Annotated in this window: 27 protein-coding genes and 1 pseudogene; 17 read left to right on the forward strand and 11 right to left on the reverse strand. The window is 67.5% G+C overall.

Annotated elements, in window-relative coordinates:
• Window positions 1–115: 115 nt before the first annotated feature.
• The 10 genes from gpW to ABIE19_RS08135 form a co-directional block, all read right to left on the reverse strand.
• Window positions 116–346 (reverse strand): gpW family head-tail joining protein, encoded by a 231-nt coding sequence (gene gpW, locus ABIE19_RS08090; RefSeq protein WP_354088653.1) that lies wholly within the window; start codon window positions 344–346, stop codon window positions 116–118.
• Window positions 346–2,457: a terminase gpA endonuclease subunit gene (locus ABIE19_RS08095; protein WP_354088654.1), complete on the reverse strand. Its 2,112-nt coding sequence runs from the start codon at window positions 2,455–2,457 to the stop codon at window positions 346–348. Before ABIE19_RS08095 ends, gpW begins: the two co-directional genes overlap by 1 nt.
• Before the next feature lies 1 nt (window position 2,458).
• The gene (locus ABIE19_RS08100; RefSeq protein ID WP_354088655.1) at window positions 2,459–3,088 is read right to left on the reverse strand and encodes a hypothetical protein; all 630 of its coding nucleotides are present in this window, start codon (window positions 3,086–3,088) and stop codon (window positions 2,459–2,461) included.
• Between the two features lie 172 nt (window positions 3,089–3,260).
• Window positions 3,261–3,836 carry a transcription termination/antitermination NusG family protein gene (locus ABIE19_RS08105; RefSeq protein ID WP_354088656.1) on the reverse strand — a complete coding sequence of 192 codons (576 nt, stop codon included), beginning with the start codon at window positions 3,834–3,836 and terminating at the stop codon, window positions 3,261–3,263.
• A gap of 216 nt (window positions 3,837–4,052) precedes the next feature.
• Complete coding sequence (locus tag ABIE19_RS08110; protein WP_354088657.1) at window positions 4,053–5,915, reverse strand: hypothetical protein; 1,863 nt, start codon at window positions 5,913–5,915, stop codon at window positions 4,053–4,055.
• Entirely contained in the window at window positions 5,912–7,216 is a 1,305-nt protein-coding gene (locus tag ABIE19_RS08115) for a DUF7146 domain-containing protein (protein ID WP_354088658.1), read from the reverse strand. Before ABIE19_RS08115 ends, ABIE19_RS08110 begins: the two co-directional genes overlap by 4 nt.
• Window positions 7,213–7,920 carry a DNA methyltransferase gene (locus ABIE19_RS08120; RefSeq protein WP_354088659.1) on the reverse strand — a complete coding sequence of 236 codons (708 nt, stop codon included), beginning with the start codon at window positions 7,918–7,920 and terminating at the stop codon, window positions 7,213–7,215. Before ABIE19_RS08120 ends, ABIE19_RS08115 begins: the two co-directional genes overlap by 4 nt.
• The gene (locus ABIE19_RS17500) at window positions 7,917–8,318 is read right to left on the reverse strand and encodes a helix-turn-helix domain-containing protein (RefSeq protein WP_435521140.1); all 402 of its coding nucleotides are present in this window, start codon (window positions 8,316–8,318) and stop codon (window positions 7,917–7,919) included. The genes ABIE19_RS08120 and ABIE19_RS17500 overlap by 4 nt, the downstream gene beginning before the upstream one ends.
• Window positions 8,299–9,144: a hypothetical protein gene (locus tag ABIE19_RS08130; RefSeq protein ID WP_354088660.1), complete on the reverse strand. Its 846-nt coding sequence runs from the start codon at window positions 9,142–9,144 to the stop codon at window positions 8,299–8,301. Before ABIE19_RS08130 ends, ABIE19_RS17500 begins: the two co-directional genes overlap by 20 nt.
• Before the next feature lie 173 nt (window positions 9,145–9,317).
• Window positions 9,318–9,680: a hypothetical protein gene (locus tag ABIE19_RS08135; protein ID WP_354088661.1), complete on the reverse strand. Its 363-nt coding sequence runs from the start codon at window positions 9,678–9,680 to the stop codon at window positions 9,318–9,320.
• An 89-nt stretch (window positions 9,681–9,769) separates the two neighbouring features.
• Between ABIE19_RS08135 and ABIE19_RS08140 the strand changes: the two genes are divergently transcribed.
• The gene (locus ABIE19_RS08140; RefSeq protein ID WP_354088662.1) at window positions 9,770–9,979 is read left to right on the forward strand and encodes a hypothetical protein; all 210 of its coding nucleotides are present in this window, start codon (window positions 9,770–9,772) and stop codon (window positions 9,977–9,979) included.
• A 555-nt stretch (window positions 9,980–10,534) separates the two neighbouring features.
• A complete protein-coding gene (locus ABIE19_RS08145; protein WP_354088663.1) occupies window positions 10,535–11,113 on the forward strand; it encodes a LexA family transcriptional regulator in 579 nt (192 codons plus the stop codon).
• A 12-nt stretch (window positions 11,114–11,125) separates the two neighbouring features.
• Here ABIE19_RS08145 and ABIE19_RS08150 read toward each other — a convergent pair whose 3' ends face one another.
• Window positions 11,126–11,470 (reverse strand): hypothetical protein, encoded by a 345-nt coding sequence (locus tag ABIE19_RS08150; RefSeq protein ID WP_354088664.1) that lies wholly within the window; start codon window positions 11,468–11,470, stop codon window positions 11,126–11,128.
• A 192-nt stretch (window positions 11,471–11,662) separates the two neighbouring features.
• Between ABIE19_RS08150 and ABIE19_RS08155 the strand changes: the two genes are divergently transcribed.
• The 15 genes and pseudogenes from ABIE19_RS08155 (at window position 11,663) to ABIE19_RS08225 (ending at window position 19,787) form a co-directional block, all read left to right on the forward strand.
• Window positions 11,663–12,121: a hypothetical protein gene (locus ABIE19_RS08155; protein WP_354088665.1), complete on the forward strand. Its 459-nt coding sequence runs from the start codon at window positions 11,663–11,665 to the stop codon at window positions 12,119–12,121.
• Between the two features lie 4 nt (window positions 12,122–12,125).
• Window positions 12,126–12,554, forward strand: coding sequence for a hypothetical protein (locus tag ABIE19_RS08160; protein ID WP_354088666.1), 429 nt, complete (start codon window positions 12,126–12,128; stop codon window positions 12,552–12,554).
• Window positions 12,551–12,766: a hypothetical protein gene (locus tag ABIE19_RS08165; RefSeq protein ID WP_354088667.1), complete on the forward strand. Its 216-nt coding sequence runs from the start codon at window positions 12,551–12,553 to the stop codon at window positions 12,764–12,766. Before ABIE19_RS08160 ends, ABIE19_RS08165 begins: the two co-directional genes overlap by 4 nt.
• Window positions 12,766–12,927, forward strand: coding sequence for a hypothetical protein (locus tag ABIE19_RS08170; RefSeq protein ID WP_354088668.1), 162 nt, complete (start codon window positions 12,766–12,768; stop codon window positions 12,925–12,927). The genes ABIE19_RS08165 and ABIE19_RS08170 overlap by 1 nt, the downstream gene beginning before the upstream one ends.
• A 2,133-nt stretch (window positions 12,928–15,060) precedes the next feature.
• Window positions 15,061–15,318 (forward strand): annotated as a pseudogene (locus ABIE19_RS17505) (Ros/MucR family transcriptional regulator); the annotation flags it as partial.
• On the forward strand, window positions 15,315–15,731 hold the full coding sequence (locus tag ABIE19_RS08180) for a hypothetical protein (protein ID WP_354088669.1): 417 nt from the start codon (window positions 15,315–15,317) through the stop codon (window positions 15,729–15,731). The pseudogene ABIE19_RS17505 and the gene ABIE19_RS08180, both read left to right, overlap by 4 nt.
• Window positions 15,728–16,261, forward strand: coding sequence for a TetR/AcrR family transcriptional regulator (locus ABIE19_RS08185; protein WP_354088670.1), 534 nt, complete (start codon window positions 15,728–15,730; stop codon window positions 16,259–16,261). The genes ABIE19_RS08180 and ABIE19_RS08185 overlap by 4 nt, the downstream gene beginning before the upstream one ends.
• The gene (locus ABIE19_RS08190; protein ID WP_354088671.1) at window positions 16,254–16,571 is read left to right on the forward strand and encodes a hypothetical protein; all 318 of its coding nucleotides are present in this window, start codon (window positions 16,254–16,256) and stop codon (window positions 16,569–16,571) included. Before ABIE19_RS08185 ends, ABIE19_RS08190 begins: the two co-directional genes overlap by 8 nt.
• Window positions 16,568–16,717, forward strand: a complete 150-nt coding sequence (locus ABIE19_RS08195; protein WP_354088672.1) for a hypothetical protein — start codon at window positions 16,568–16,570, stop codon at window positions 16,715–16,717. Before ABIE19_RS08190 ends, ABIE19_RS08195 begins: the two co-directional genes overlap by 4 nt.
• The gene (locus tag ABIE19_RS08200) at window positions 16,714–17,073 is read left to right on the forward strand and encodes a hypothetical protein (RefSeq protein ID WP_354088673.1); all 360 of its coding nucleotides are present in this window, start codon (window positions 16,714–16,716) and stop codon (window positions 17,071–17,073) included. Before ABIE19_RS08195 ends, ABIE19_RS08200 begins: the two co-directional genes overlap by 4 nt.
• Window positions 17,066–18,484 carry a hypothetical protein gene (locus ABIE19_RS08205; protein ID WP_354088674.1) on the forward strand — a complete coding sequence of 473 codons (1,419 nt, stop codon included), beginning with the start codon at window positions 17,066–17,068 and terminating at the stop codon, window positions 18,482–18,484. Before ABIE19_RS08200 ends, ABIE19_RS08205 begins: the two co-directional genes overlap by 8 nt.
• Complete coding sequence (locus tag ABIE19_RS08210) at window positions 18,477–18,749, forward strand: hypothetical protein (RefSeq protein ID WP_354088675.1); 273 nt, start codon at window positions 18,477–18,479, stop codon at window positions 18,747–18,749. Before ABIE19_RS08205 ends, ABIE19_RS08210 begins: the two co-directional genes overlap by 8 nt.
• The gene (locus ABIE19_RS08215; protein WP_354088676.1) at window positions 18,746–19,027 is read left to right on the forward strand and encodes a hypothetical protein; all 282 of its coding nucleotides are present in this window, start codon (window positions 18,746–18,748) and stop codon (window positions 19,025–19,027) included. The genes ABIE19_RS08210 and ABIE19_RS08215 overlap by 4 nt, the downstream gene beginning before the upstream one ends.
• Window positions 19,024–19,467, forward strand: coding sequence for a hypothetical protein (locus tag ABIE19_RS08220; protein ID WP_354088677.1), 444 nt, complete (start codon window positions 19,024–19,026; stop codon window positions 19,465–19,467). The genes ABIE19_RS08215 and ABIE19_RS08220 overlap by 4 nt, the downstream gene beginning before the upstream one ends.
• Window positions 19,464–19,787 carry a hypothetical protein gene (locus ABIE19_RS08225; RefSeq protein WP_354088678.1) on the forward strand — a complete coding sequence of 108 codons (324 nt, stop codon included), beginning with the start codon at window positions 19,464–19,466 and terminating at the stop codon, window positions 19,785–19,787. Before ABIE19_RS08220 ends, ABIE19_RS08225 begins: the two co-directional genes overlap by 4 nt.
• Window positions 19,788–19,918: the final 131 nt, after the last annotated feature.

The raw sequence follows: 19,918 nt of genomic DNA on the forward strand, positions 1-19,918 counted from the left end.
CGTGGCGGCCTTTCGCCGGCGAACTGCCGACGTTGACGACGTCGATAAGCTGACGGTCGCAGGCCGCCTGACCTCCCCAAGCCCGGGCGGGAGGCTGGGCGCTGGAGGATTGCGCCTAGAGATGGATATGCAGGGCGCCGCGACGCCGAACCGGCGCGTCATCGACGCGGGCCGCCTTGTCCTCGAGCTGGGCGATAGCGGTTTCCAGGCGGCCGATGTCGCCCTTGTTGTATTTCACCGTCCGGCCGTTGCTCGTGATCTCCGCGACCTGGCCGCCGGCGATCAGTTTGGCGTAGGCGTCGCGGAAATTGCTCAGCTGGGTTTGTTCGGCAGGCGAAAGGGCCATCAGAAGCTCCATTTGGCTTTGGCCGCGACCGTGGCGGTGTCTGTCGATGTCGGTGCGGCGGATCCGCTCGACGACGTCGGCGGCCGATCCCACAGGGCCTCGAGCCCCGCTCTCTCGGCGACGCGGCGACGGCCGAGCTCGATCCAGTCCGGTTCGGCGCCGGGAACGCCGACCCCGAGGGAGGCCGCCAGCGCCCGGTTGTAGACCCACAGGTCAAGCTCTTCGTTCCGACGCCGAAGACGCACCCAGGCCTCGTCTTTCACGACGCCGGTCTTGCTGTCCTGGACGGAAACCAGGCCTTCGGCGGTCAGCTCCTCGAAGAAGTCCTTGTCGATCCAGCCGGGCCAATGCGGCCGGCCCGGGGCCCGCGCGCCCTTCTCGCCTTCCAGGCTGAGCGGGATCGCCTCATTCATGAGGGTCCGCTTGAGATCCCAGGTGCCGACGCCCCAGGTTCGGCAGCTGACGACACGTCCTTCCGGACCTTCCAACTTCTGACGTTTCGGAGACTTGCGGAGCGGCATACGGCCCCAGCCGTCCTGGCCGTCCAAGGCCTTCGATTTCCCATGGCTAGAACAGAAGGCGTAGACGTAATAGGTGCCGTAGCCGGAATCGACGCCGAGCACCTCTGTCGCAACCAAGCCGCCGTCTTCATGTGGCCAGCGTCTGCGCTCCAACTCGCCTAGCGCCGCCCAAATTTCAGGCGCCGAAGGGCCGCCTTCGATACTGTCTCGATCGATCAGGACATGCTCGGCGCCCGGTCCCCACGCATAGGCCGACCACTGAGCCCAGTCGCCGTTGAGGTCGACGGCGATCGTGACCATCTCGTAGCCGGACGGCACCACGCCCTTGACCAGGCGGCCGTCGCGGCGCTCGAGGAGCTTTTTCACGTCCGTCTTCTGGATCGTGATCTCGTGAGCCTCGCCGAAGATCTGCTGATCCAGAGCGATCTTCAGCTCCTCGGTCGTCGCATCCTGGACCTGCTTGGCGATGTAGTTCCAGTCCACGGCGTCCGACACGACTTGCCAGGCCTGATAACTGGGCTCGCGGCCTTCAGTCGGACGGTCGCGCCACGCCTGGAACTCTGACACCAGGATGGTTGCGCCGGGCGCGGGATTGTTCAGATCCTCCGATGGGAAAGTCGGGATCCACCCGCTGCGCACGCCGTTCGCAGGCTCGCGGTACGGATGGCACGAAGCGACCATCGACCGCTTATGCCTATGCTGGATCTCGCCGCCGCAGCTCGGGCAGTTGAAGTGAGGCGTCTCGCCCTTCTCCAGGCCCATCATCTGGTCGCGATCAAGCCGGATCAGCACGCCGCCAGGACGGTCTGCGCAGTGCGGACAGGGCAGGTAGAGCCTGCGTTGATCGCCCGCGATGAAATCGGCTGTGACCGGACACCCGGTCAGGGCGCCGTCGTCTTCCTCAGAGCGCCGAACCAGGCCGGGCGTCGAGTTGTGGAAGGTCTTCGCCCCGGCGAGCTCCCACTGCAGCTGGCGGACCTCGATCTGCTTGTGGGGATCGCCACGGTCGCCGACCGAGACGCTCCAGTTCGGCGTTTCCTCCTTCACCACCAGGCAGAAGGTGACCATCTGCAGCGGCTTGGCGGACGTGGTCCCGAAAAACTGGCCATAGCCGCCCGGGAAGCGCTTGTAGGTGTTGGTCGAGCCCTGCTCGTCCCTCGAGGTGACCGCCCGGATCTTGCGGCGCAGCTCCGGCGTGGCGTCGACCAGGGGTTGCCACTTCGTCCGGTTGTATTTCAGGGCTTCGTCGCCGCTGGGCAGCGCCACGCCCCAAGGCCGCGCCCTGACGGCCGAATAGTAGAGGGTGGCCAGCACGCCGATCGTCGTCTTGGCGATCTGGGCCGAGCCGACGAAGGTCACCGTGCGCGCCGGGTCGTCCGGATGGAGCCGATCGAGCGGCTCGATCAGATACTCGAACCCATCCCAGGACAGCAGCCCTTCCCGCGTCGTCCCCGTTTCGCCGGGAATGTAGACCCGCCCCTCGGCCCATTCGCTGATCCGGTCGTCCGACACCGGCGTCACCGCCGTCGCCATGGCCGTCAGCAGCCCAGCCACCTGGCGGCCGATCTCCGCCGCGCTGAAAAGGTTCATATCAGGCCGCTGCCTGCTCGTCGTCCGCAGCGCCCGTCGCCAAGCGGGTCAGTTCCTTGACCAGGTTCCCCAGCAGCTTCTGATCAGCCTGCTTCAAGGCCAGTTCCGCTTGCCGCACGTCGCCAATGCCGCTGATCTCGGTCGCCAGGCCGCGCCGGCGGCGCTCCAGCGCCTGCGTGAAGGCGACCCCCATCGCCTCCACCGCCATGGTGATTGCGGCCTTCGACAGCAGCTCGCCTTTCCGTTCGGCAAGGTCGAGCTCCAGCTTTTCCTCTTCCAGGGCCCTCTTGCGCGATCCGGCCGGCAGCGCCTGCAGCTTGGGCGCTTCGGGCGCTTCCCGGCTGTCCTGGACCGACAGGGACTCTCCCCGGGCCCTCACCAGGGCGTCGTAGTCGACCTCTTTCACCCGGCCCTGGGCGTCGCGGCGGACGGGCAGATCCTCATTCCGCGCGATGAACCGCGAGATCGAGGATTTGTTGATCGGGCGACCTGCTTTCCCTTCCAGGGAGGCCGCCTCGCTGACGCTGACCCAGCGACGGGCAGGTTCAGCGTCGAGCAGGAAGGCGTCTTGCATCGTTGCGCTCCCTGTTGCGCCCGCAACGCCCGTTGCACCCCTCAAAACATCGCTCACTACGGAACGCAAACGCTCAGGGCCACCGTATAGGGCCAGGGCGGCGGGGAAGGACCCGCGACCCCCTCGCGGCGCGCGTAACTCGTTGAAAGGCAATGAAAAACCCGCCCTGCACATGGCCTGGGCGGGTGTGTCGGATCGGGCTGGGGCTGGACGGCTACCGCACTGCGCGTCAGTCCTCTGACGGCAGTGCAATGATCTGGCGCGAATCACGCCCTAGCAGGGTGAATACGACCGCAGCCCGGTCACCGTCAACCATCTCGTCGAAGATGACATCGTAGTCGGCGGTCTGCCCTGCGAGGCGAAGGCGCTGCCCGCGCTTGAACCGGGCGGCCGATTTAGGGGCGGTTTCGTTGTCATTGCGGGGACGCTGCAACACCACCAGGCCGTTGACCTCCCGGCTCTTCGTGGCCTCGATGAAGCTGGCGGGGATCGGGCAGGGCCGAGCGGTCTCGCCGGTCCCGCGCGTGATCACCTCGGTCACGCCGTAGGTCGAATACACCGCGCGCCAACGGTCCTGATCGAGATCCATTTCGATGAACAGGTAGCGCGGGATCAACGGCCGGGGCGCAGGGGCGATACCGTTCCGGGCCCGGGCCCGGGCAGGGGGCGGGACCATGGGCAGGTAGACCCGGAACCCTTGCTGCTCCAGCTGATAACGGGCGTGCCGTTCCTGATGGGCTTGGGTCACCACCACATACCAGGACTTGCCTTGATCGGCGGCGGGCTGGACGGAAGACGCGGTCACTTGCAGGGCCCCATGGTTGCGACGATGGGCGTCCCACGGCGTACCGTCAGGCTGTCCCAACTATTCTTTTGATTAATCTCGATAAAATTACAGACGGTACGCGCGGTACGGATGGGACGCACCTGTGGCGTCGTGCGCCTCCGCCTATGTGCGCTCGCAGGAGTCGGGGGAGGCGTACCAACCGTCCCAGCGTCCCGCTCCCGGCTCAAACCTCCGCTACTCATGGGTTTCACCGTGGGACGCTGGGCGGGACGGACGGTCTGTCACGCCGTCCCAAACAGGCTTGTCGAAGGGCGAGATCTCGCCCGGATCCGCCCCCACGGCGACGGGCCTCTCCAACCAGGGGGTCAGGGGCACGGCCTGGGCGCGGCTTTGGTGCATCCCGAACCTCACCGGCTTGGGCATGTGGCGCGGCGCATACGGTTCGCCCAGGTCTGCAAGGTGCTCGAGCACCCCGCGCCAGTTCGCGTAATGCGACCCGGCCAGCGCCCGCGCCAAGGCCGGATGATTGTTCGATATGATCAACCAGGGCCCCGGTCTATCGTGGTGCCCGTGGCCATTCTCGACCCTCAGACCGAACGCCTTCAGGACGTTCGCGTGGGTTCCGGGCACTTCCAGGTTCTCCTGGATCAGCTCCCCGATCGTCAGGTGTCGATCCTTCTGGTGCTGCCCGGAGTTGATGGCCCAGATCCTGGACAAGCACGCCTGCCCCGGGTTCTGCGCGGAGGAGCTCTCCTCTCGGCTCTGGATCAACGCCGACCACTTGGCGGCCTCCCCTCGGGCCGTCTCTTCGGTCAGGGCGTCGTCATGAAGCAGCAGCCTTCGTCCGGCCGCCAGGGCCGCGACCAGGTCGGCCGCCCGGGGTGATTGCCCGGCCTCCCCCAACGCCGCCTTGATCAGCCGGACGTCGCTTCGGTATCGGCCGGCCTCCCGCACTGCCCGAGCAAGCAGCCGAGGCGACGCCTCTCGCGCCCACTCGATGGCTTCCTGCAGGGCGTCGTCCGCCCCGCCCTTGGCCTTGCCGAGCGGCCTGAGCCGAACCTCGACAACCCGGGTCGCCATCGCGTCGCCCAGCTGCACGGGCAGGATGCTGGCCAGGAAGGCGGACCCGACCGCCGTCTGCGCCGTGGTCCGGCCGCCGGTATCGCCCTGGCGCCGGTTCGCGCCTTCCCCGGTCGACATCCGACGCAGGAACTCCATCGCCTTCTCGACCGGGCCCTGGCCGTCGGCGCTGGGCTCGGCTTCGTCCAGGTAAATCGCCCGCGCCTCCCCGGCCAGGCCATTCCGCAGGCCCGCCTCCGAGAAACTGTCCAGCAACTCGCCCGCGTTCGCCGACCCCGCCGCCTGCAGCAGGCGCGACAAGGTTGTCTTGCCGGCCCCCGCGCCGCCGCTGACGCTGGCGTGGGGCCTGAACGGCGCGACGGCGCCCAACAGCGCCGTGCCTTGCCAGCCGATCAGGGCGTCCGCCTCGCTGAGGCCTTCCGGATCCTGGGGGTCCAGGGGCGCAAACCGCCACATCTCCATCAACTCGCGAAGCTTCAGGCCGTCCGCCAAGGTCGCGGGCTTCCCGGGCCTGGGAGCTGGGGGGCGCAGCAACCACAAAGGTCCGCTCCGCTTGCCGACCCCGACCCGCAGCGCTTCGGCCACTGACCTCCAATCCTCCTCACCGAACGGCCACCGCCCGACCGCGTCGCCGGCATGGACGACCGGGCCGTCAGGAGTGGGCCAGACGCCGTATCCACGCTGGGGTCGATCGGCGTCCCATTTCCCGGCCTTGCGGCACTGATCATTGAACCACTGCGCCGCCATGTCGCGCTGCAGCTTGCCGTCCGGATCGCGCCATTGGGCCAGGAAGACCCGGCCTTGGAAACTGACGAACAGATCGGTCTTCAACATGCCGGGGATCTTCGCCGCCGGCTCCCGCCTCAGTTCTCCCTCAGGCAGGGCGAACCAGAGATAGCCGCCCTCGAAGCCCAGTGGGATGACCGGGCAATCCTCGACCTTCGGATCGACCCAAATGGCCCCGGACTTGGTCTCCGTGTCCGGCTCCGCATCCTCCATCACATAGGAATCGGTCATGCGGATACGCCCCCGGCTACGCTCGCGGCGGCCTCAGCCGCCATCAACACTTCATTGAAATCCATCCCGATCGGCGGGCACGACGCCCGCACCTCGGTCGTGCTCTCCGGCGCCAGGCGCCGCCGCCAGCTGGCCTTGGCCAGGGCGCCGCTCACCCGGGCGCGCTCGGCGGAATCTCGCACCACGTCGATCAGCCGGTTTTGGTGCAGACCGGCGCGCCCCTTGACCGTGACCGGGCTCATGTCGCCGTCGACGGCGACGTCGATCAGGCCCCACGGGCTCGCCGGATCCTCTGGCCAGCTGAACCCCGGCCGCCACGGATCGGGCCGGACCTTCCACACGTCCCGCACCCCGTCGTCGTCGACCAACTCGAAGCCGGACAGGCGATCCAGCGACCCGGCCGCCACGGCCCGCACGGGGAAACTCATGGGCCCGGCCACCATCATGGCCCGCGACGCCGTATTCTCGATGCCTTCCGCCGTGACCAGGGGCCCGGGGGCGTCCGGCCGCGTCAGCCAGATCCCGCCCGGCAGCACATAGCCTTCGTGATCTCCATACGGATCCGGACGCGGCGGGCCGGCCAGGCCGTCGCGCCGCGCCAGCACGAAATGACCCTGCGGGCCCAGCATCCGCTTCTTCGGCGTCCGATGGGTCTTTCCGCGCCCGTTGGGCGACAGATAGGTGCAATGCACCCCGCCCGTCGGGCCCAGCTCGGTCATGACCAGGGAGATCATCGCCGGCAGAAAGACGCCCCGCTCCGGATCCCCGCTGTGCCAGGTGCGCGGGTTGAAACCCACGATCATCAGCATTCGGCCCAGCACCGGCCCCCGGATCGCCCGGCTTTCCAGATAGACCTGGACCAACGATCCGGCCGCCGGCTCCCGCCCACGCCAGATCTTCCGCGCCATTTCCAAGCGCCAGGCCGCATCGGCCAGGGCCTCCGCCTCGGCCTCCTTGGACGCCTGCGCACGCCGTGCGCGCGACTCTTCGCTTTCGGCCGTCAGCACGCCGCCGATCAAGCGCCGTGCGGCGTCCCCGATCGTCTCATCCGGGCCCGAGAACAGGCGGTGTTCCAGGTCGACTACGTCGCCGCCGCGCGGGTCGCAGGAATAGCATTTCCAACGCCGGCCGCCCTTGTAGATCCGGAACGGCGTCAAGCCGCTCTTCGCGCCGCATCGGCCGAAGGGACAGATCCCCCGAACCTCCTTGCCGACGCGGAACAGCTTGCATCCGGCCGCGCGGCCGGCGACCTCCTCGCACTTCACCTCATCCCGGGCGCGATCGAAAAGCTCATCCTTCATCGGACGGCCTCGCGCGGTTGCGGGATCTCGCTGGCCTTCACGGCCGCCTCGATGCGCCTGCAGGCGGTGTCGAAATGCTTCGGATCCCGCTCGACCCCGGTAAAGCCCAGGCCCCGCTTGATGGCGGCGACGCCGGTCGAGCCGCTGCCCATGAACGGATCGCAAACCCTGCGCGCGTTGATGGTGGCCAGCACCTTGTCCATGACAGGCTCGGGCTTGACCGTCGGGTGATCGACGCCCGTGAATCGCCCGTTCTCGCTCAGGATCCATCGCGCCTTGTCGGTCAATGATCCGACCGGGTGCGCATCCGCCAGCCAGGCGTGGATCCAGAACTCGGTATCCGGCCGATAATGCTTGTTCGCGACAGGCAGGGCGTTGGACTTGTGCCAGGCGCAAACGACCGTCCGATAGAACCGCGCCGCCAATCGGGGCAGCAACTCCGGCAGTTGGTCGTTGTGGCAGAACACCGCCACGGATCGGAAAATGGCGGGCGAGCAGATCCGGTCGTCGAAACCCTTGTCCAGACCCGCCGCCGCGATCTGATCCATGTTGGGCCGGGCCTTGCGGAACCGGCCGCCGCCGGACGTGGCGAACTCGTATGGGGGATCGAACACCCCTGCGTCCTGCGGGCCCAGTTCCTCCAGGGTCTCATAGGCGTCGCCCTGATACAGCGTGGCCGATCCGATGACCTCGACCCGCCTCATGCCGCCACCTGCCGCGCAGCCTCGATCTGGACCCGCGCCTCGGCCTTATGCGCCGGGGCGATGAAGTATCCCACGCCCCAGCGCGTCCCGATCTCGATCCCGAACGGCTTCAGCTTCTTGCGCGCCTTGCAGACCAGGACGTCTACGATCTTGATCTCGGGTTCGTCGGCGCCCCGGTCGCGGTACAGGACCGCCATGGCCGCGTCCTTGGTCAGCAGCTCGCGCTCCAACAATGCGCCCAGCAGCCGCGCCTCGCTATGCGTCAGCCCCCATTCCAGCGGCGGCAGGACGCACAGGCCCATCGCCGCCTCCAACTCCTGGATCCGATCCTCCAGGCGGACGATCGTCGCCTGCAGGGCCTGCTCCCGCGCCGTGAACTCAACCGGGTCTGCGGCCACGCCGTTTCCCCTTCCGGAAAAGCACGATGGCCAGGGCCTTCCACACCGGCACATTGTGCGTGGCGGCGAATACGCCGGCCTCGTGATCGGCCGCCGCGCCCAGGGCCAACAGGGCGTTCGACACGCCCTCCGCATCGATGTCGTCGCGGTACTCCTCGCCGTGCAGCAGGGTCTCGACCGCCTTGATCTGCCCCGCTGTCACCGGCATGGCCCGACCCTTGACCAGGGCCTCCAGGATGATCCGCGCCTTCATGGCGCCGCGCCGGTTGATCAGGGCGCCGATGGCGCGCACGGCCACCGTGTCCCCGACGCTCCAGATCCCGTTGCCGGGCGTGGTCCGCAACACCTTCACCCCGGCCCGGACGCAGACCTGGTCGATCGTCTGCGCCTCTTCGTCGCCGGCGGCGGCGGCGGCGAAATGCATCTGCATCGGCGTGATGTTCAGCCGGTCGCGGTTGTGGCCGATGAAGCTGTGGGCCCGATCGGCGCGGCTCGCCGCCTCGACCACCATCACGGGAATACGCTCCACGCCCGGATGACTGCAGGCGGCGATGGCCGTGTGCTGACCGTCGATGACTTCCAGCCCGCGTTCCGTCCGCGCGCAGACGGGCGGCTTGAACCGCCGCCAATCCCAACGCGAACAGATCCGCCGGACCAGCTTGATCGATCGCTCCGACAGATTCCGCTGATAGCCGTCGTCGACCAACAGGCTGGCGGGATCCACCCACTCGAAGGTCGGCGTGCTCGTATCCGCCGCGCCGACCTCGACGCCGGACAGATTGATCGCCTTGACCGCGCGCAGCGCGCTTGACCCGACCTCAGACATGGCATCCCCCTTCGGCTCGGCTCGGCTCGGCTCGGCTCGGCTCGGCTCGGCTCGGCTCGGCTCGGCTCGGCTCGGCTCGGCTCGGCTCGGCTCGGCTATTTCCGCCAGCGCCAGGCGGCACCGATGGACGTACTGATCATCCGCCCGGCGAAACGCCGGATCGCCCAACTCCATCATCCGTCGATGTCCTTCCGTTCGCGGCGCGCACGGTTCGTCTGGGCCCGGTTCGCCAATGCCTGACGCGCGGCCTCGGCCGCCGCTTTCAACTCGCCCTGCAGGGCCCGACGGCCCGCCGAGGTCTCATCGCAAAACCGCCGCGACAGGCGCGACAGCTGCACGCATGGGTTGTCCCGCGTCACAACGCCGGGCGCGCAGGCGTGCCTGGCCGCCTTCGCCGTCCGCGCCAGTCCGCCGGCCGACCTGGCGGGATCCGCCGCCGCCGCTTCCGCCTGGGTGATCAGCGCATTCCAACAGGCTTCGTCATCGGCCGTCATCCGGCCGTCCGGCCCGCCGCGCAAGTTGCCGAACCGGCTCATGGGCGAACCTCCGGTTGAACCGGGGACGGCGTTTCCACCGCCCCCGACTCGCCCTTCTCTCTGCGGTTCCACACACAGGAGAAAACAGGATGGACGACGTCTTCACCCTCAGGCCGGGCGAGCAGCTTCAGGCCGCCGAACTGGCCATCGCGGCCCTGATCGCCGCCGGCGAAGCCCTCGATCCGAACTTCCGCAGCCTGGCCTGCCTCAGCTTTCCCGACGCAGCCCAGGCCATGTCGCACCGCGTGCGCGGCGCTGCCCAGGCCTACCTCTCCGATCACGCCGAAGACGAGGTATGAGCCGGACTTGAAAACATCGAGCAGATCCACGAGCTCCGTGCCCGACAGCACGCGCGGCTTGCGGGTCAGATAGCGATAGGCGTCCGCCTTCCGAATGTCGGGATAGAGGGCGGGGCGGGCCAGCAGGCGAGGGCTGCTGTAGCGAAGGCCGGTCATGGGCGGCCGCCCGCGAACCGAGCGGCGGTCGTTCCGCGCATGTCGGGCCACAAGATGCCGAGATCGAAGTCCTTTCCGTCGTCGACGGCGCCTCGCGCTATGGTCGGAACAACCTTGACGGGCACTGGCGCGGCCGCAGATCCTCGCCGGATCCATTGGTGAACGGCGGACTCTGTGACGTCGCACCACTGCGCTACCTTGCGCACGGATAGAACGCGGATGATCAGGTCACGCGCATCGCTCGCCTGGGACGGCGTTTCAGCTTGGGCGTGACAAAGGCGGGATTGCATGACATATCGTCCTGACATTTTGTCAGGACAGTAGACGCCTTTGATTCGACATTCGTGTCAACGACGCCATCAGGACGTTATGTCAGTTATTCCACCTATGGATGCTGACATGTCGATGATCGCTGCCCGGATGGAAGCCCAGGGCAAGTCCAAGGCGGACCTGGGAAGGCTGCTTGGCCTCGACAGCTCCCAAGTGAACCGGATCTTCAATGGTCGGCGTCGGGTGCAGTATCACGAGCGCCTGAAGATCGATGAATGGCTGAGCTCGACCGGCCAGTCTGCCCCTACGACCGGCGTTGTCGTAGCGGGTCCGAATATGATTCCTCTCTACGGCTACGTTGGCGCGGCGTCAGAAGGACGCCTCACACTGGCGGAGCAAAATCTGAGAGGCTACGTCCAAATGCACCCGGCCCAGCAGCACATTCGCGACGCCTTCGCCCTGGAGGTGAACGACATCAGCATGTCGCCGCGATATGAGCCGGGCGAGATGGTCTACCTGGCCCCCAACCGATGGCCTCAACGCGACCAGGATTGCGTGGTGGTCACTCACGAAGGCGAGGGGCTTCTGAAGCGGTTCGTTCGACGCGAGAACGGAAATATTGTGCTGTTTCAGCTCAATCCGCCGCAAGAGATCGTGAAGGCGATCGATGACATCGACACGATCCACACCGTGGTTGGCCGAAACTAACGGCTTCCCGCGTTAGAGGCCGGCGCCGGAGCGTGCGCGCTCCATCTTGCTGGCCTCAGCCTTCTGCAGATACTCGATCGACAGGCGGATCCGGCACTCCCTGACCGCATCCTCGCCCTGCACCTCATACTCGCGTCGGCAACTCTCTTCGATCCGGGCGTTGGCGTCTGGCTGGCTTGACGCGCGCTCTGCATCGGCCCTGGCCAACAGGCAGAAACCCACGACGGCCAGCAGCAGAACTGCGATGACCACGCCCCAGGTCCCGCCGTGCTTGCTGTCCCGCTTAGCAGCGCCCCCGCCCGCGCCTTCCTCCCGAACGCTGTCCGCGCCTCGCGACGCCCGATCCTCGCCGTTCATGACAGTTCCTCCCGCCCAGGTTGCAAACCTATCAGGACGAACCGTGATTTCGGGACTGACATTATGTGTTGACAAAACGTCATGACACTTACAGACATAACGTCGTCCCGCGTCGTTCGGTTGGGCTGACGCCCCACCCTCATCCGACGCTCTTCCGTCCTGACGCGGGGCATCCCTTTGGAGGATCGCCCCATGGCTCACGGATTTTTCCACCCTACGTCCACGCCTACGCCAAAATCGGACGCGGCCCAGACGAAGGCGCACGGCGTGCGCGCCTTCCGCGACGTGATGACCCGCCGCCACGCCGGCGCCGATGTCGTGCCGATCGTCAGCGTCGACGACGAACTGATCGACATCATCGCCGCCCTGCACGCCGCCCCGATGAAGTCCTTCGACCTCTCCACGGCGGCCGTGATCAGCGGCCCCTTCATCGAGGGCCGGGTCTGCATCCGCCTCAACGGCCGATCCTGGTCCCTGCCGACCATGTCCTGCGCCGTCCTGGCCATGCTGGTTCAGCTCGAGATGGAGCTGCGCGGATACAACCTCTTCGCCTCGGCCTTCCGCACCGCCGTTCACGAGGCCGAGGCCAAGGTGGACGCGGTCAACGCCTGGTCGAACCGCATCCGCCCCACCACGGAAGAAGAGGGCTGAAGCCATGGCCGCCGTCGCCTTCGCTCCCGTCCCCGCTGACGCCCAGGCTCTTCGCGCCGCCGTCTCCGCCATTCCAAACGGCCCCATGGTCGTCATCGAAATGCGGCCCTCCTGCGCCAGCGAACGGATCGAGATCTCGGACGGGCCCGACGGGCCCAGCCCGATCCACGTCGTCAAATCCCTATGCCGCGCGCTGGAATGCGGCCCCGGCGCCCTCTTCGCCGTGGCCGATCCGAACGCGCGCGATCGTCGCGGCGACGCCGCCTGCTGCTACATCCTGGACCGCGCCGACCAGCGCGTCGCCCGGATCCACGGGCTCAGCTTCGCCTACTTCAACGTCGCAGCCTCCTCCCTGATCAACCACGGCTGGCGGCCGGGGCAGGGGCGCGAGCTCGCGGTGATTGCGACGGACGCCGGCGAGGCCCAGGCATGATCTGGACCCTCGCCGTCTTCATCCTGCTCTCCATTCTCGGCGTCCGCCTCATGAAAGACGCCCTGAAGAAGGCCTGCAAGGCCGGCATGGAGTGGAAGCCCGTTTCCAACGCCGAGCAGCGCGCGGCCCGGATCTTCCTCGGCGCCGTCGTCTACGGCCTCCTCGGCGCCGCATTCCTGGCCGCCGCAGGCTTCGTCCTGGGTCGTTTCTGATGCGCCCCTTCCGACGCCGCAGCGGCCCCCTGCTGACCGACGCCGCGCGCGAGATCCTCGCCGGGGCCCTGGTCGTCCTTCTGGCCCTGATCTTCGCCGGCGCCGCCGTCGATGCGGGCGAACAGCCTCTCTCTCCCTCCAACCATGTCCGGAGCCGATAAATGGCGCAGCCGACGCCGCGCGAAATGCGCAAGCCTGACTTCCCCGCCGTCGTCCACACCTACACCGACGTCCTGCGGATCCTGCGCGACAGCCCCCAGGGCGACGCCAACCACCTGGCTAGACTGGCCGAACGCGACAGCTCCAACCTCAAGCGCGACCTGCACAAGCTGAGCGCGGCCGGGGTGATCGAGCACGACGGCGCCTGCTGGATCCTGACGGACAAGGGCCGCCAATGGGTCGCCGGCCAGGACGTGGCCGAGGGCCTGGCGTCTGTTGCTGCTGACGGCGCCCAGGTCGCTCGCTGGCCCATCGACAAATGCGTTCCGAACCCGGCGAACCGCACGGTCAACCCGGCGACGATTCCCGACATGGCCGATCAGATCGAGGACGCGGGCGACATCCTGCAGCGCCTGACCCTGACGCCTGTTCGTCCTGACGGCAATCGCATGATCCTGATCGGCGAGCGGCGCTGGCGCGGCGCGGGCCTGCTTCGGGACGAAGGCCGTTTGCCGGCCGCCCTGGCGGAGGGCCTGCCCTTCGACGAACGGGAAGCGACCGAGGGCGAAGCCGCCTTGATCGCAATCATTGAAAACAACGGCCGCGAAGACATGAGCCCCTGGGACGACGCCCTCATGCTGGCGCGGGCGGCGGACGGCCTCGGCATCACCAATGCCTCCGAACTGGCGCGCCGTGCAGGCCGCGTGCGCGAAGGGTCGCGCGGCGGGGTCCGGGACGTCCAGGACAAGCTGCGTCTGGTTCGCGTGGCGACGCCGGAGCAGATCGCCGCCTATCAGACCAATGGATCCTGGGACGACTTCCGCGACCAGGCCTTCCAACGAGGCGCCTATGCCCTCGTTCCCAAGACCCCGACCCTGTCCGACCAGGTCGCGGAATACGGCGCCGCCGTCATGTCCAAGGTCGCGCCGGAACCCGACGCCGACCAGGTCGAGATGTTCGACGCGGCGGATGCGACGACCGTCGCCGTCCAGCCTCTTACGCCCTTCGCCGAGCTGGCGCTTGTCGAGGTCATGTGGGCGATGTCCTTCTGCCCCTTCGCACCTGAAGGACATGAGCTGTCGGTCCTGACGGACGGTTATCTCTACAGGTGCGAAGGCCTGAGCGATCTCGTGTCGGAGGGGTTCCTCGATTACCTCGGTATTTCGCTGCCCAACGGCACCGCCTGCATCGTTCGACCTACGCAAAAGGCCCAGGATTGGAGCGAGCGACATTTGGGAGGGAACCCTCCCAACTTATCGGCAGTGATCCGCTGGCGCGATCGGTGCGGTCGCGAGGTCGACCGTTATGACCCGCACCCGGAGGACGACGAAGGCTTCTTCACCTCAGCGTTGAACACGGCGACAAAGCGCAAGCGCCTTCTTGCTCGCCCGGCTGAGGCCCCGAAGCCCGCCGAACCCGCGCCTGCCGTTCCCGACTACGTCACCGACGCGCCCTGGCGGCAGATCGAAACCTTCCGCACGGGATCGGTCTTGACCGGCGACATAGCGATCACCCTCTTCCAGTGCGGCGACGACCCGATCTTCCACGCCCAGGTCAAGACCGCGTCGGGCAGCGAAAGCGGCGCCTGCACAAACCCCGCCTCTTCCCGTGATGCGGCGATCGCTGAGGCCGCCAAACGCGCCTACGCCATCATCCGCCCGGTTCATGGCTCCGTCGCGATGAAATGGCTGGACGCCAAGATCGGCCCCCACGCCGTCGCCGGCGTCGACTACGGCAACGCCACCCGGGCCCAGGAAGCCCGCTACGCCGCCGGCATCGATCAGCGCCCGGCCGCCAACTACGGCTCGGCCGTCCGCAGCGCCGAGGATGACGCGGGCGACGACGCCCTGCCGACCATTCCGCCGGCGACGACGATCAAGCCGCTCGCCGCCTCCGCCCGCGAGCAGCTGGCGGAGCAAAGGCTGGAACGCCTCAGCGCCTCGCTGCAGGTGGTGATGGAACGCCTGGAGCCGCTGCTCGCGGTCCTGGGCGGCGACCGAACCGAAGACGGCACGGTCGCGATCGACAGCGACGAAGCCGAGTATTTCAAGCGCGAGATCGCCCAGGCCTGCGAATGGGCCGAAGACGCCCTGGCGGAAACCACCACGGTCTTCGACGGCCAGGGCGAGGAACTCCCGCGACCCAGCCTGGGCGAGCCGGCCGTGCCGATCCGCAAGTCGATCACGCCTGACTTCATCGTCTGCCTCGAGGACGGCCGAAAGTTCAAGTCGCTGAAGCGCCATCTGCGCACCCGCTACAACCTCTCGCCGGAGCAGTACCGCGCCCGTTGGAAGCTCCCCGCCGACTACCCCATGGTCGCGCCCAACTACGCCAAGGCCCGCGAGGATCTCGCGCGGCGTATGGGCTGGCAGCTGAAGGCGGCGCGGTCATGACCGCCCGCCCCTGGATCGAGGGCGCGGCCCTTCTCTCCGCCCATGACCGCGCCGCCCCGGCGCCCAAACCCCGCAACCGCAGGAGCTATCCCGTGCCGCCCGAAGTCCGCTTCGCCCTGCTCAGGGCTGACCCCCAGGCCAAGCCCCTGGCCTTCCCAGACATCGACGCCCTGGCGCGCCACATCCAGCGCGAGCGCGGATCCCAAGGGATCGAGATGGTCGACGTCCAGGATCTGCTTTTCGACGGCGACACGGACATGCGCGAAGGCGTCTCCGTCTACGCCCTGGACATGGGCGGCGATCGCGACCGCCTGATCGGTCACTGCTGGCTGGACGGCCGCACCCAGGACGCCCTGCGCGCCGCCATCCGGGCCAACCAGACCGGCCGCCCGGGCGAGCGGAGGGCCGCATGATGGACGCCGCCGCAAAACGCCCCGCCGACGACCTGCAGCCCAGGCCGGATTGGGAAGAAACGCTGGAACAGTTCGCGCGTGAAAAGAACAAGTTCTACTCTCAGGAGCTCGGCAGCTCCCTCCCCGATCAGGTCCCCGTCATGGCGGCCGAGCCTGAGAAAGCCCCGAACCAGCGCCAGGCCGCCAAGGCCCGCACCCGGGCCAAGGTGCTCGCCGCCGCCCGTCACCACTTCAAGAATGACGGCTACGCCGGCGCCACCATCCGCGCCATGGCCGCCACCATGGAGATGTCCACGGGCGCAATCTTCGCCAACTTTCCGGGCGGCAAGGACGAGCTCTACGTGACCGTTCACGGTCACAAGCCCCTGACGCCGGAGGACGGCCTGACCCTTGTCTGGTTGCTCCGCCGCGCCGAGGCGATCCTCGCCGGCTTCGAGGGCGACCCCATGCAGGACGGCCTGGACGAACTGCTGGCGGACATCGCCATGACCCTGCCGGACCTCCCGCCGGAGGAGGAAGCCGATGTCTGACCCCTGCATCCGGGCCCGCCCCGCCGGCGCCTTCGTCCTGGACGGCTACCGCCCCGGCGGCCGTTGGGAACGCATCCTGCGCGCGGCGAACCAGCCCATGACCCAGGGCGAGATCCTGCGCGCTGTCGAGACCGGCCGTCATTCCCGCAACGTCGAGAAGATCAAGGTGCACAAGGCCCTCGCCGCGATGCGCCGCCTGGGCCTGATCGCCCGCCTCGACCAACCGCGCGGCTTCATCGCCACCGCGCACGGCGTGCGCACGCTCGACGCCGGCGGCTCGGCCCCGAACCTGTCGGAGGGCCGCCCATGATCGACCCCCGCTCGATCGAGAAACGTCACCCCCGCCTCCTGACCTGGTGCGCCCACCTGCGCCAGGCCGGCCTGCCCATCCGCGAAATCGCTCAACTCTTCAACGCCTCGGTCGGAGACCTGATCGAGGCCGGGATCGAACCATGATGAAGCCCGACATTTGGGCCATCGCCCCCAACCAGCCCAGCATGGCTATGTGCGCTGCAGGTGAGCGAGCCATTCAGAGCAGACCAGTCCAGCAGGCGGAAGCGTGCTGGCGGGAAATGTGGAAAGTCATGCTCGCAGAGACGGTCACTCCCTTGAGCTGGCCGGCCATCCAAGACTTCGGGTGGGCCCTGGCCCAGATGCGAGCCGGCCAGAAGGTCCGCCTGCCTCACTGGGACCCGTCCGAATGGATCGCCATGAACGGCGACGGCCAGATCGTTGACGAAGACGACGCCGCGACCAGATTCACGTCGCAAGCCCCCATCCTCGCCACCGATTGGAGGCTTGCCGATGTCTGACAGGACCTTCCCCAAGCCTGCGAATGTTGGGCGTTCTGACGCGGCGAGAACCGTTCTGATCACGGCCCTTCGGCCCCCGACTCAAGACTTCGAGGCGGCCAGGGCGTGGATCAAGCAACAGCGCGAACAACACCTGTCCGACCGCGCCGTCGACGCCGTTGACCAGATCCTGAACTGGATCGAGATCTCGGCCCAGGCCGCCGACTGGCAATCCGCGCCGTTCGGCGCGCCGGTCTGCCTCGGCGTGGACCTGGCCGAAGACGCGCCTCAAGAGTTGAAAGATTGGGCGGGGGAATGGTCCCGTCTGGAGATTGAACGTCTGAATGCGGTGATCGCGCTTTACGCCAAAGCTGTTGGTCGCTGGCAAAAGCAAGCGGTCGTTGCCGAGGCTGAACTAGCAACCCTCCGTCCCCAGCCCCAAGCTTGCGAGGAAGCGCAGCCGATTGCCTTAGCTGTGGGGAGCGCCCCTCGCGACGGGACAGTGCTGCGTCTGAACGTTCGCTACAATGCGGACAATAGGGAGGAGGCTTGGACCCCGCTGGAAGACAGCGAGGAAAGCTGGACCATTGGGTTCAACAACTTCGACAACACCGGCGATGACCGCTGGCAGTTTGTCGGATGGGATTGGTCTCAGGACCAACTGTTGGAGGCGACCGGCGGAACGGTTATCGGCTGGCTCCCCTTCCACTCTCATACGGCCAAGGCCCCGGCCCCGGCGCCCATGAACTGGGTCTCGCGCGTCATGGAGATCCGCGAGGAGGGCGACGGCGTATGGCAGGCCTGTTCGGGCTGTCAGGAGAGCGTCGACGGCTACGTCTCCACCCAGGACTACCCCTATAGCGCGGCCTTCGGCTGTCAGCCCGGGGGAGGGTGCTCAGAGTGCGGCGGCCTCGGCGTGAAGTGGGACACCACCGACTACGATGCCATGGCGACATCCATGCTCGCCGACATGGAGGCCGAAGAAGGCCGGGCGGACGCCCTTACCGTTGCCGATCTGCGCCCCGAGGTCATGACGTTCGCGCTGCTCATGGAGCGGCAGCTCCGTGAAAACGATTGGAAAGGCGGTTGGTCCGACGACGCGCCGGAAGCCCTGTTGAAGCGCCTCCGCGAGGAGACGTCGGAACTGACGCAGGAGATCGAGAACGCAGGAGATCGCGTCTGGCGGGATTGGGATCCGGACGCCTACGCCAAGGCAGGGCCTTCAGCTCCTGCTGTAATCGTCAGATTCCGGCCTCATAAAGGCTGGTTCTGCGCGAACATCCACACGCCGAAGCGCTTCAACCCGGACGCCGATGCAACAGCGCGTATCGGCTCTGAGGCTGCCGACGTCGCCAACTTCGCAATGATGATCGCAGACAACGCCGGAGCCCTCTCTGCATCAGCACGAGGGGAGGCGGGCGCCGATGCTTAAACCGCTGACCGACCGGCAACGGACGATGATCGCGGCCTCCGAACCGTCAGATCGTGATCGAACAGTCGGCGCCGGCGTCGAGCTGCAGAGCGGCGCCGACTACGCCGTGGCCCGATCCCTGGAACGCCGTGAACTCGGCGACGTGGAGGGCCCCGGAGGCTCGTTCTCCGGCCTCTACTTCAACAATGCGGAGGGGCTCGCAGTCCGCAACGAGATACTGGGGACCGCCGTCGACCAGGACGAACCCGAGGAGGGCGGGGAATGAGAACGCCGAACCTCGACAAACAGGCGGACATCGCAACCGAAGTCGCGACCGCTGCCCTGGAAGCCGCGATCAAGGCCGTTCGATCCGTCTCGGACGGCGAACGGGTCGGTGAAGACGAGATACTCGGCGTCCTGATCGGCCTGCTTCGTGCGGCCGGCCGTTGGGCCAGCTTCACGACGGGCGCCGAGATGGATGAGGGCGTCCACCAGGCGCTGGCTCATGTGCTCGAACAGGAGCGCGCCACCCGCCTCGAGAACCCCGGGGAGACGATCCAATGACGTCCCCTCTTTCGACGGCGACGCCTGCCCCCTGGAACCTCTATGAGATCACCGTCTCGGACGGCGGCTACAGCGCGACGTCCACGCTCTCCGCCCCGACCAGGGCGAAGGCCGTGTACCAGACCTTCCAGGACTACAGCGAGGTCTGGACGATCAGCTTCAGGGACTTCCTGCGTTTCGTCCGCGCCCGTCGCGTCCAGAGCTGCGCCAACGACGGCTACGACTATGTGCGTCGCGCTTATGGCGTGGATCCGCGCATCGGCGCCGAGGTCGAGCTGGTGAATGAGGGCGACTGGACCGGCAAGCGTGGCCGGGTCGTTCACCCCGGAAAGCTCACCACGTCGCACGTCCATGTCGTCTTCGCCGGCATCAAGCACGCCCTGATCTTTCACCCCTCAAGCATCCGCTTGATCCCGGCCGGAGAGGAGACGACGCCGTGACCATGCCCGAGAAACACCAGGGCCTCCTGGGCGTGCCGCTCAACGACGCCTCGATCACCCTGGGCCTGATCCCGGTCCAGGGTGTTGGCCTGCGCGTGGGGATGAAGGGCGCTGGCCATCTGATCCTCATGTCGCCGGCCAAGGCCCGACGGATGGGGAAGTCCTTTGATCAGCCGGAAGCCCAACATGCGGATCTGGACTGGATCGCCGGTGCATTGCGCGAGGCGGCGGACGAACTGGACGCCATGCCGCTCGACAAACAGATGGCGGTCGTCGCCCAGGCCGCCGCCCTCATCTCCGCGAAAGGCGCTCGACACTAGCCATGGCCCGCGACGCCCTTCTCCGCGTGCGACTGCGCCCCTCCCCGTCTGACTGGGGCCCGGATGAAGACATGACCCTGGCCGAGGCCGTGGCCGTCTTCTGGCCCAGCGGGCCGCTCACGGTTTCGAGC

Origin of the sequence: Brevundimonas faecalis (assembly GCF_040549405.1) — a bacterium.
Classification (GTDB): Bacteria; Pseudomonadota; Alphaproteobacteria; order Caulobacterales; family Caulobacteraceae; genus Brevundimonas; species Brevundimonas faecalis.